Source organism: Streptomyces sp. NPDC059850 (assembly GCF_042731515.1).
Lineage (GTDB): Bacteria > Actinomycetota > Actinomycetes > Streptomycetales > Streptomycetaceae > Streptomyces.
This window is the reverse complement of record NZ_JBHWJI010000021.1, coordinates 152303-162950: the sequence shown is the minus strand read 5'-3', so window position 1 is coordinate 162950 and position 10648 is coordinate 152303. Positions and strand designations below refer to the sequence as shown.

The 10648-nt window shown below is 71.0% G+C and carries 8 protein-coding genes; 2 read left to right on the top strand and 6 right to left on the bottom strand.

Translation table 11 applies throughout. The features are described from left to right. Window positions 1-19: 19 nt before the first annotated feature. The 4 genes from ACFV9T_RS19845 to ACFV9T_RS19830 form a co-directional block, all read right to left on the bottom strand. Entirely contained in the window at window positions 20-3148 is a 3129-nt protein-coding gene (locus ACFV9T_RS19845) for a glycoside hydrolase family 2 TIM barrel-domain containing protein (RefSeq protein ID WP_385441980.1), read from the bottom strand. 190 nt (window positions 3149-3338) lie between these two features. Continuing rightward, on the bottom strand, window positions 3339-3575 hold the full coding sequence (locus tag ACFV9T_RS19840; RefSeq protein ID WP_385441978.1) for a hypothetical protein: 237 nt from the start codon (window positions 3573-3575) through the stop codon (window positions 3339-3341). 78 nt (window positions 3576-3653) lie between these two features. Continuing rightward, window positions 3654-4694 (bottom strand): cation diffusion facilitator family transporter, encoded by a 1041-nt coding sequence (locus tag ACFV9T_RS19835; RefSeq protein ID WP_385441976.1) that lies wholly within the window; start codon window positions 4692-4694, stop codon window positions 3654-3656. A gap of 170 nt (window positions 4695-4864) precedes the next feature. Further along, window positions 4865-5485: a hypothetical protein gene (locus ACFV9T_RS19830; RefSeq protein WP_385441975.1), complete on the bottom strand. Its 621-nt coding sequence runs from the start codon at window positions 5483-5485 to the stop codon at window positions 4865-4867. A 245-nt stretch (window positions 5486-5730) separates the two neighbouring features. On the opposite strand from ACFV9T_RS19830, the gene ACFV9T_RS19825 reads away from it, so the two are divergent. Continuing rightward, a complete protein-coding gene (locus tag ACFV9T_RS19825) occupies window positions 5731-7611 on the top strand; it encodes an amino acid transporter (protein ID WP_385441994.1) in 1881 nt (626 codons plus the stop codon). A gap of 9 nt (window positions 7612-7620) precedes the next feature. Here ACFV9T_RS19825 and ACFV9T_RS19820 read toward each other — a convergent pair whose 3' ends face one another. Then, on the bottom strand, window positions 7621-8133 hold the full coding sequence (locus ACFV9T_RS19820; protein ID WP_385441973.1) for a GNAT family N-acetyltransferase: 513 nt from the start codon (window positions 8131-8133) through the stop codon (window positions 7621-7623). After that, window positions 8130-9464 carry a radical SAM protein gene (locus ACFV9T_RS19815; RefSeq protein WP_385441970.1) on the bottom strand — a complete coding sequence of 445 codons (1335 nt, stop codon included), beginning with the start codon at window positions 9462-9464 and terminating at the stop codon, window positions 8130-8132. Before ACFV9T_RS19815 ends, ACFV9T_RS19820 begins: the two co-directional genes overlap by 4 nt. A 127-nt stretch (window positions 9465-9591) precedes the next feature. Here ACFV9T_RS19815 and ACFV9T_RS19810 point away from each other — a divergent pair, with 127 nt between their 5' ends. Then, window positions 9592-10647 (top strand): NAD(+)/NADH kinase, encoded by a 1056-nt coding sequence (locus ACFV9T_RS19810; protein ID WP_385441968.1) that lies wholly within the window; start codon window positions 9592-9594, stop codon window positions 10645-10647. The last annotated feature ends 1 nt before the right edge of the window (window position 10648 follow it).

The following is a 10648-nucleotide window of genomic DNA, read 5'->3' as shown; positions in this document are numbered from 1 at the left end:
GTGCCGCACGGGCGGTTCGTCAGGCTTCTGGGACGTCGAGCAGGATGATCCGCTGGGCGCCCTTGGCCTCCCCCGGGTACCGGCTGACCAGCTCCAGGCGGAGTCGTGAGGTGCGGACGGGGGTGAAGGTGATGACGGTCGGGGTGTCGGATGTCTCGGCCCAGGTGATGTGTGCGTCGCGGACCGGGGTATAGCGGTGGCCGTCCCAGGCGGAGACGGTGACCGAGGCGGGGAGTGAGTGCGTCGCGTCGAGGGTGAAGGAGACTTCGGCGCGGCGCACTCGGCGTTTCCTGGCCCAGGTGACCGAGACCCAGTCGGTCTTCCTGGCGCCGTTGAAGGCGGGCAGCAGCGCGGTGGCGGGCTTGGTGAAGGCGTTGGACCAGCCGGTGGCGGGATCGCCGTCCAGCATGGCGGCGGGCAGTGTGGTGAGCGAGCCCGAGTAGCTGGCGTCGGCCAGCGGATACACCGGCGTGGCCGGGCCGGGGTCGGGGGCGAACCGCTGAGGAGGGGTGACCTTCGTTGATGTTCCGCCGGTGGCGCGGAGGGTGGCGGTGGCTTTTCGCAGTCCCGTCGCGCGGGCGGTGATGGTGAGGTGTCCGGGTTTGGTGCCGGAGCGGACGATGGCCAGGGCCTTGCCGTGGAAGGCGGTGCGGGTGCTGGCCTGGTAGCGCTCGGCGCTCTCCTGGCGGCCGTTGTCGACACCGGCCAGCGAGCCCCCGGACACGTCGAAGGCGATCAGGTGCTCGGCGTCGGGAACCACCGTGCCGTGTGCGTCGACCACTTCGGCGGTGACGAAGCACAGTGAGCGGCCATCGGCGGTGATGGTTTTGCGGTCGGGGGTGAGGCGTACGGCGTGGGCGCGTCCGGCGGTGCGGAGCACGTCGGTGGCCACTACCCGGCCGTCGCGTCGGGCGACGGCTTTCAGCTCGCCGGGTGCGAAGGGGACCTTCCAGGTGAGGTGGAGTTTGCCCGCGCTGCCGTTGGGGCTGGTGTAGCTGCCGGGGTAGGGGCCGGTGGTGACGGTCTTGTCGTCGCCGGTGGCCTCGGTGGTCTCCAGGTAGGTGCGGCCGTCGGCGGTCTTCTTGGTGTCGAAGCGGCGCACGCCGAGCGAGTCGCCATTGAGGTACAGCTCCACGGTGTCCACGTTGGCGTAGGCCCACACCTCGACGTCCTCGCCCGGCCGGTGGCCGGTCCAGTCCATGGGCAGCAGATGGACCATCGGTTCGCTGGTCCACTGGCTCTTGAACAGGTAGTACATGTCCTTGGGGAACCCGGCGGTGTCCACCGCGCCGAAGAACGACGCCTTCACCGGGAACACGTCGTACGGGGTGGGCTCGCCGATGTAGTCGATGCCCGACCAGAGGAACTGACCGGTGAAGAACCTCCGGTCGCGGTCCTTCTTCAGCCCGTACTCACCGCTCATGGTCCACGAGGCGAGGTTGTTGTCGTACGAGGAGGGCTCGCGCTTGCCGGGGGTGTAGTTCTCCCCGGTGTTGAGGTGTTCGGGCTCCTGATAGGCCCCGCGCGAGGACGTTTCGGAGGAGGACTCCGACTCGAACAGGAACAGCTGCGGATAGCGGGCGTGCAGGGCGTCCACCGAGGCGGCGGTGTTGTAGTTGAGGCCCAGCCCGTCCAGCTTGACGAGCATCAGGTCGGCGGCCGACCCCGGGGACGGCAGCGAGCGGTACTTGTCCGAGCCGATCACGACCGGCCGGGTGTCATCGGCCTTCTTGACGGCGTCGATCAGCCGCTCGGCCATGCCGAGTCCGGCGGTGCTGGTGGAGTCGGGGATCTCGTTGCCGATGGACCACATGATGACCGCGGGGGAGTTGCGGGCGGCCCGCACCATCTCGGTGATGTCCGCCTCGCTGTGCTCGTCGAAGAAGCGCCCGTAGTCGTACGGGTTCTTGCCGGTGCGCCAGCAGTCGAACGCCTCCACCAGCATCACGACGCCGAGCCGCTCGCAGATCTCGATCAGCTCCGGTGCGGGCGGATTGTGGGAGGTGCGCAGGGCGTTGACGCCCATGCTCTTCATGATGGTCATCTGGCGCAGCGCGGCATCGGCGTTGAACGCGGCGCCGAGCGCTCCGAGGTCGTGGTGGAGGTCGACGCCCCGGATCTTGGTGTACTCGCCGTTGAGGGTGAGTCCCCGGTCGGGGTCGATGGCGAAGTGGCGGAAGCCGAAGGGCGTGCGGTAGCGGTCGGTGGTCCGGTCGCCGACCCGTAGCTCGGTCTCCAGGGTGTAGCGCACCGGGGTGTTGAAGGACCACAACTTCGGTCGGTCGACGGTGAGTTCCTGGGTGGCATCACGGGTGGTGTCCGCGCCGACGGTCAGCGAGGACCGGGTATGGGCGACCGTCTTCCCACCCGGATCCTTGAGGGTGGATACGACGGTGACCGGTCTCTCCTGGTCCGACGCGTTGACCACGCTGGTGCGCACGCGCACGGTGGCGTGGCCTTCGCGCAGGGTGGTGGCGAGGCCGGGTGTGGTGACGTACGTACCCCAGCGGGCCACATGGACGGGGTCGGTGACCACGAGCCGGGCGTGGCGGTAGATGCCACTGCCCGAGTACCAGCGGCTGCTGGGCAGCTGGTTGCGGACTCTGACCGCGAGGACGTTGGGGGTGGTGCCGTCGGTGTGCACCACGTCGGTGAGGTCGAGGGCGAACCCGGTGTAGCCGTAGGGGTGGCTGCCGATGAGCTTCCCGTTGCAGTACACGTACGCGTCCATGTACACCCCGTCGAACTCGACGGAGATCCGCTGGCCCGCGAGCCCGGACGGCAGCGTGAAGGTCTTGCGGTACCAGCCGAGCCCGCCCGGCAGGAAGCCGGTGCCGCCTGTGGTGCCGTGCTCGGTGGTCGGGGTCTGCTCGATGCTCCAGTCGTGCGGAACGGCGACCATACGCCACGCCGAGTCGTCGTAGCCGGGCTGCCGCGCGTCCTCGTGAGCGCTGTCCGGCTCCGCGTTCCCGTCCGGGGTGACCAGGGTGAACCGCCAGCCGTCGTCGAGCGGGATGCTCCGCCCGCCGGTCGCCCGGGGCGCTGCGGCCGCCGGGGTGGCCGCCTGTGCGGGGATGCCGGTGGCGAGCGTCCCCGCCATGGGCGCGGCGCTGCCGGCGATCAGCAACGATCTACGAGTGACCGCCATGGCGATCCCCTTCTCTTCGATTATGTTGCTTCTTGGGAGTGTCGAACGGCCTCAACTCCCCTTGGCTGAACAGATTCTGACAGTTTCGAACAGGCTGATGTCAAGGCCTCTACAAGAAAGAGAGGTGGCCCCCGCACATGGCGGGGGCCACCTCGTGTGGCGAGGGGAAAGTCGGCGTCAGATGTCGGCCTCAGAGGTGCCGATGGTGGTGATGCGCGTCGGGGTCCTCGACCACCGGAGGCGTCGCGGTCGGCGGGACCACCCGGCGGCGCTTGTAGACACTGACATACGCGGCCATGCCGATGAAGCCGACAACCATGAGGATCAGGCCCACCAAATGCACATTAAATCCACTGCTGTTCCAGTCCGTCGCGAAGGTGAGGATGCCTCCGATCGCGACCATGAGGATGCAACCGCCCAAGCCCATGAGTAACGCCTCCGAACATCAGTTAGCTCTTTTCCGGGCCGGTCCGCTCCCGAGTACCCATCAAAAGCACCTCCAATCTCATGAGCTGGCGCCCTCGGCGTCGGCGGCCACCGCCCGGTCGAGCGCCTGGAGGTCCCGGCGGGCCCGGGCGCGGTCCTTGGCGGACGCGTCCGTGACGTCCAGGAAGATCTGGTCGGCGTGCGGCCAGACCTCCGTCATCTTGGCCTTGACCCGTACCAGGACCTCCTCGACCTCCTCGCTGTCCAGCCCGCCGACGAGGTCGATCCGCGCCGCGACCAGGGTGGACTGGGTGCCCAGGCGCATCGTCAGCAGCGTGGTCACCGTGTCGATTTCCGGCTGCTCGTCGAGGAAGCGCCGGATCTCCCGCCGCTGCGCCGGGTCGATCGCCTCACCGATCAGCTGCGCCCGCGACTCCTTGGCCAGCCGGTAGGCCACGTAGACGAGCAGCGCCCCGATCAGGAACGACGCCACCGCCTCGTACACCCCGTCGCCGGTGAGCATGTGGAGCCACATGCCGAGGAGGGCGAACACCACGCCGAGGCACGCGGTGGAGTCCTCGGCCAGCACGGTGCGCAGCGTGGGATCGTCCCCCGCGCGGACCTCGGCGAGCATGCCGCGGCCCGCCGCCCTGGCCTTGCCGCGGACCTGGAGCAGGGCGCGGACCAGGGAGGATCCTTCCGCGAGGAGGGCCACCCCGAGCACGGCGAGGCCGACCAGATAGCCGGTGTGGTCCTCCGAGCTGCCCGAGCGCAGCGCCTCGGCGCCCTGGAAGAAGGAGAAGCAGCCGCCCATGACGAAGATGCCGACGGCGGCGAGCAGCGCCCAGAAGTAGCGCTCCTTGCCGTAGCCGAAGGGGTGGCGGGCGTCGGGGGCGCGTTGGCTGCGCTCCAGGGAGGCGAGCAGGAACACCTCGTTGAGGCTGTCGGCGACCGAGTGGGCGGCCTCGGAGAGCAGCGCGGGGGAGCCCGTGAAGGCCCCGCCGACGGCCTTGGCGACGGCGATGACGAGGTTGGCGCCGAGCGCGACGAGGACGGTGACCGCGGTTCTGGTGTCCTCGCCGGACCGGGGGCCGGAGGCGCGTGCCGCGGTTTCGCTCATCGTGGGGCTCCGTACGTCGACTCGTCCGTATCCCCCTCTGGTGTCCCGATGCGGACGCCTTAACCGCCCCATTCCACGCGGCAGGGTCCGGCCGGAACGCGGCACGCCCCGGGGAGAACCACTCCCTCGGGGCGTGCCGTCTCGTCCGTCCGGTCGTCGGTCGGCGCGGGTCAGCCGGCGGGCGCGCCACCGGGGCCGGCCGGGACCTTGGGCATCGGGGTGAACACGTCGAGCCCCATCACGGCCGCGATCAGCAGGCCGATGACGCCGAGCGCCACCGCGCCCCAGGCCACGGCCGAGACCCAGGTGGCGCGCGTGGCGCCCGAGGCCGACACGGCGGTGCGCTGCCGCAGCAGCACCACGGCGGCGATGACCACGGCCGCGAGGCCGAACAGCCCGTTGAGGAAGGCCGTGGTGTGCCACGGCGTGCCGTAGACCGCCTCGATCTGGTTGGCGGCGGACCCGGACTGGGCCTTGATCTGGCCGGTCAGCTGCGCACGCTCCTGCAGCATGGTGCCCAGCCAGGTGCCGGTGAGCGACGCGAGCCCCAGGCCCGCGGCGGCCACCGCGGCGGCGCCGGAGAACACCCCGGCGGAGGCCGCCGGGGCGGCGGCCGGAACGATCGCGGGCTCGTCGTCGGTACGGTCCGCGGCAGGCTCCTCGGCGGGAGCCCCGGTGTGCGATTCCTTGGTGTCGGAAACAGCGTTCGGGACACCCTCCGCCGTTGCTTCTTCGGCTTCTGCGGGCTGCGCTGTGCGGTCGGTCGGTTGATCCGTCTTGGTGGTGTCCATGGGCCGGACCGTAGGTGCCGAAAATGAGAGTCCGCTGAGAATGAGCCCCGCCCTCCGGCCGGGTGCGGCCGACCGGTGCGCCCGGGCCACTGCGCATACGCTGGCCAGGCAGTCTCACGATGGCTGAAACTCTTCGCCGCCACCGACAGGAGCACATCGTGACCGGCTCTCCTCACGGCCTCTCCGCCCCGCGGGGCGGACCGCGGCACCGGCTGCGCGCGTGGCTGCTGGAGGGCCTGACCGACATGGCCAAGCGGCAGCCAGGACCGCACGCGGAACCGGAGAGCGCGGACCGGGGCCGCCCGTGGTGGCGGGTGATGTGTCTCACCGGTCTCGACTACTTCTCGACCCTCGGCTACCAGCCCGGTATCGCCGCCCTGGCCGCCGGGCTGCTGTCCCCGCTGGCCACGGTCGTACTGGTGGTGGTGACCCTGGCGGGCGCGCTGCCGGTCTACCGGCGGGTGGCCGCCGAGAGCCCGCACGGCCAGGGCTCGATCGCGATGCTGGAGCGGCTGCTGACGTTCTGGAAGGGCAAGCTCTTCGTCCTCACCCTGCTCGGCTTCGCCGCCACCGACTTCCTGATCACCATCACCCTCTCGGCCGCCGACGCCACCGCCCATGTGGTGGAGAACCCGCACGCCGATCTGCTGCACGGCCACGAGGTGGCCGTCACCCTCGTCCTCATCGGACTCCTCGGCGCGGTCTTCCTCAAGGGCTTCACCGAGGCCATCGGGCTGGCCGTCGTGCTGGTGGCCGCCTATCTGCTGCTCAACGCCGTCGTGGTGGCGGTGGGGCTGTGGCACGTCTTCACCGCGCCGCAGGTGATCACCGACTGGACCGCCGCGCTCACCGCCCAGCGCGGCAACCCCCTGGTCATGGTCGCCGTGTCTTTGGTGATCTTCCCCAAGCTGGCACTCGGTCTTTCCGGGTTCGAGACCGGGGTCGCCGTCATGCCGCACATCGAGGGCAAGCCCGGCGACACCGAGGAACGCCCCACCGGCCGTATCCAGGGCACCCGGAAGCTGCTCACCACCGCCGCGCTGATCATGAGCGTCTTCCTGATCACCTCCAGCCTGATCACGACCCTGCTGATCCCGCAGCACGCCTTCGAGCCGGGCGGCGCCGCCAACGGCCGCGCCCTGGCCTACCTCGCCCACGAGTACCTGGGCTCCGCCTTCGGCAGCGTCTACGACGCCGCCACCATCGCCATCCTCTGGTTCGCGGGCGCCTCGGCCATGGCCGGACTGCTCAACCTCATGCCCCGCTACCTCCCGCGCTACGGCATGGCACCCCACTGGGCGCGCGCGGTGCGCCCGATGGTGCTCGTCTTCACCCTCGTCGCGTTCCTGGTGACGTGGCTGTTCAAGGCCGATGTGGACGCCCAGGGCGGGGCGTACGCCACCGGTGTCCTCGTCCTCATCACCTCCGCCGCCATCGCCGTCACCATCGCCGCGCGGCGCGCCGGGCAGCGCGGCTGGACCCTGGGCTTCGGGGCCATCGCGCTCGTGTTCATCTACACCACCGCCGCGAACGTCATCGAGCGGCCCGACGGCGTCAAGATCGGCGCGTGTTTCATCGGCGGCATCATGGCCGTGTCCCTGCTGTCCCGGGCCGCCCGCGCCTTCGAGCTACGGGTCACCAGCGTCACCTTCGACGACATGGCCCAGCGCTTCATCCGCGACACCGCCCACCGCACGATCCGCTTCATCGCCAATAAGCCGCAGGCCTGTGACGTGGCCGAATACCGCGACAAGCAGCAGGAGATCCGGGCCGACAACGACATCCCGCCCGAGGACGACGTCATCTTCGTGGAGGTCACCGTGGCCGACCCGTCCGAGTTCGAGAGCGAGTTGCGGGTGTGCGGAAAGGTGATGCACGGCCGCTACCGGGTGCTCACCATGGAGAGCGCCACCGTCGCCAACGCGCTCGCCGCGATGCTGCTGGCGGTGCGCGACGCATCCGGTCAGCGGCCGCACATCCACTTCGAGTGGACCGAGGGCAACCCCCTCGCCCACTTCCTCCGCTTCTTCCTCTTCGGCCAGGGCGAGGTGGCCCCCGTCACCCGCGAAGTGCTCCGCGAAGCCGAACCCGACCGCAACCGCCGCCCCCACATTCACGTCGGCTGAGCGGGCCCCTCACGCGACGTCGGCCCGCCACCGGATCTCGCCGTCCTGGCGCTCCCCGGTCGGCGTGAGACCGGCGGCCCTGGCGACGGCCGCAGAGGCCTGGTGGCGGGGGTGGACATGCGCGACGACCTCGGCCACGGAACGGGCCGTGAGCCACCCCACCAGGCCCCGGGCCGCCTCCGTGGCATACCCCCGCCCCTGCCACGGCGCGCCCACCACCCAGGCGACCTCGGCGGTGCGGGCGGCCGTGGGGCCGCTGAGGGTCGCCTGGACGGTGCCCACCAGGCATTGTTCGGCGACGGCGTGGAGCACCCAGTTGCACCAGGCCACCTCCGGGTCGGGCGAGCCCGCGACCAGGCGTTCGTAGCGGGCGCGCAGCGCCGTGGCGTCCAGCGGGGCGCCGCCGATGAAGGTGTGCAGGCCGGGGTCGGACAGCACCCCGGCCATCTCCGCCGCGTGCTCGATGCGCAGCGGCCGCAGCTCCAGCCGCGCGGTGGGGATGACCGCGGATAAGCCCGTCATTCCGACGCCGCCGCGACCGGCTCGTCGGCCGACAGGCTGTCCATGAACGAGCTGACCGAGAACACGGCCCGTCCCGGCCCGGCCGGGCCGTATCCCGGGGGCGAGGTCAGACCGTACTCCTCCAGCGTCGCCCGGTAGGTCTCCAGCAGCCGGATGTGGTACTCCAGCGGCGCGCCCTGCGGGTTGGCCTTGCCGAGCGGCGTGGTCGGCTCCGGGCACCAGGTGGTGAACCGGGGCACGACACCGTTCGACATGAAGAACCGCAGCCCCTCGGCGGTCGAGTCGATGGCCTCGTCCACGCTGGTGAAGCCGAACGGCTCGGCCATCTCCACGCCCGCCACGAAGTTGGGGATCACATTGCGCGCCCCGAACACCTCGGTGGAGTCCAGGATCCGCCGGTGCCACTCGTCCCGGCCGACGTAGCGCTCCTTGCCCGGGCAGTACAGCTCGAACAGCCGCCGGTCCCACACCTCGAAGTTGGGGTGGTAGATGCTGATGCCGTAGTCGTGGAACCGCTGGACGTCGTCGCGCGGCAGCGCCTGCGCCACCACCTTGCCGATCCACCGGCCCGGGAAGCGCTCCTCGATGGCCTTCGCGTAGTGGCCGTAGAAGTCGGCCTCGTCGCGACCGCCCACGTGCGAGGTGATCGAGCCACCGGTGAGGGTGTACGCCTTCGAGGCACCGGCGGTGTCGTGGCGGTCGATGATGTCCAGCGCCTCCAGCACCTCCTCGACCGGCTTGACCCCGGTGTACGGACGGCCCGCCGCCTTGTGCTGGCGCCAGTTGTGGTTGATGTCGCAGTACCCGCACTCCTCCTTGGCGCCGAAGTACTGGCACACCCGGAACACCGTCAGATAGACCAGATAGCCCCACTGGATGGTCGGGGCGACCTCCATCACCGACTTGCCGTTCGACAGCGTATGCCGGTAGTAGTCCGGCATCGGCGGCAGCCCGACGTCCGCGATCCGCGTCCCGTCCAGATACAGCCCGAGCGCACCGTCCTCACCGGCCCGCACCACATACGGCGAATCCGGGTTGACGCGCACCGACACCACCGTGCGCCGCAGCCCGTACGGCCCGCCGGTGAGCACGACCTCCTCCGGCGGCCGGTTGAGCGCGGCCGCGCCCAGCTCGGGCAGGGTGCGGTGGTCGAAGGAGAAGATGAAGTACGACTTCGGCTTGACGTCGCCGTCGTCGCCGCCGCTGAGCGCGGAGTCGTCGAAGGCCATGCCGCCGCGCAGCAGGTCCTCCTTGATCACCGCCTCCGACGGCACCTGCGGGAAGCGCCCCATCAGCTCCTCGACCAGCGCGGTACGGTTCGGGCTCGTCATCTGCTGCACCCTCCCTGACTCGATCAGACTCGCCGCCACCCTAGAACACCCCCTGGAACAGCCGCGCCACCTGGATCAACCCACTGCCGGGCGCCGCGGGCCGGGGCGCTCTACGGTGGGGAGGAGGATGCCTGTCAACCGGCTCGGCCTGGTCGTCCACCAGGCCCGCCCCGCCGCCGTCGCGGCGGCCCGCGAGGCGCACTCCTGGGCCGCGGCGCGGGGTGTGTCCTGCACCGAGATCGATGTTTGGCGCGGGGACCATCCGCGGCGCGGCGCGCAGGAGGAGTCCGCGGCGGCCGGGCACCCCGATCTCATCGTCACCTTCGGCGGCGACGGCACGTTCCTGCGCGGGGCCCGGATCGCCGTCACCGACGGTGCCGCCGCGCTGGGGGTGAACGTGGGCCGGGTGGGATTCCTCACCGAGATCACCCCGGGCGACCTGCGGCACGCCCTGGACGCCGTGCAGACAGGCCGCACCACGGTCGAGGAGCGCATGATGCTCACCCTGCGGGCGTCGCGGCCGCTGGACATGCCCGCCGGGATGGACGCGCTGCTGCGGTACGGACGCGGGCCGGTGCTGCCCCCGCCGAAGGTACGGCCCGGCAGCCCCGAGGAGGTCGGCTGGGGCGTGGCGCTGGACGTCACCGCCCTGAACGACGTGGTGTTCGAGAAGCTGGCCCGCGACCGCCAGGCCGGGCTCGCGGTCTATGTGGCCGGGCAGTTGCTCGCCTCGTACTCGGCCGACGCCATCATCGTGGCCACCCCCACCGGCTCCACCGCCTACAGCTTCGCCGCGGGCGGCCCGGTCATCTCCCCGCACATGGACGCGGTCGTCTTCACCCCCGTCGCCCCGCACATCGCCTTCGACCGCACCGTGGTGGCCGCGGTGGACGAGGCCGTGGCCATCCGGGTGCTGCCGCACTCCGGGCGGGTGGCCGTCTCCATCGACGGGCAGCTGCGCGGGGTGCTGGAGCCGGGCGACTGGGTGGCGGCGTACCGCGCCCCGGCCCGGCTGCGGCTGGTACGGATGCGGCCCACCGAGTTCTACCACCGGCTGCGCGACCGCTTCCGGCTCGCCGACTCGCCCGCCGCCGACCAGGCCCCGCCGTTCTACCGGCCCCGCAGCCCGGTCCCCGACGACCTCGCCCACCTGCGACTGCCCCCGCCACCGGAGGCGCGCTGAA

Excerpts from the sequence above, each read along its gene's own strand:
- ACFV9T_RS19845 (WP_385441980.1), bottom strand. The coding sequence starts at position 3,148 with ATGGCGGTCACTCGTAGATCGTTGCTGATCGCCGGCAGCGCCGCGCCC.
- ACFV9T_RS19840 (WP_385441978.1), bottom strand. The coding sequence starts at position 3,575 with ATGGGCTTGGGCGGTTGCATCCTCATGGTCGCGATCGGAGGCATCCTC.
- ACFV9T_RS19835 (WP_385441976.1), bottom strand. The coding sequence starts at position 4,694 with ATGAGCGAAACCGCGGCACGCGCCTCCGGCCCCCGGTCCGGCGAGGAC.
- ACFV9T_RS19830 (WP_385441975.1), bottom strand. The coding sequence starts at position 5,485 with ATGGACACCACCAAGACGGATCAACCGACCGACCGCACAGCGCAGCCC.
- ACFV9T_RS19825 (WP_385441994.1), top strand. The coding sequence starts at position 5,731 with ATGGCCAAGCGGCAGCCAGGACCGCACGCGGAACCGGAGAGCGCGGAC.
- ACFV9T_RS19820 (WP_385441973.1), bottom strand. The coding sequence starts at position 8,133 with ATGACGGGCTTATCCGCGGTCATCCCCACCGCGCGGCTGGAGCTGCGG.
- ACFV9T_RS19815 (WP_385441970.1), bottom strand. The coding sequence starts at position 9,464 with ATGACGAGCCCGAACCGTACCGCGCTGGTCGAGGAGCTGATGGGGCGC.
- ACFV9T_RS19810 (WP_385441968.1), top strand. The coding sequence starts at position 9,592 with ATGCCTGTCAACCGGCTCGGCCTGGTCGTCCACCAGGCCCGCCCCGCC.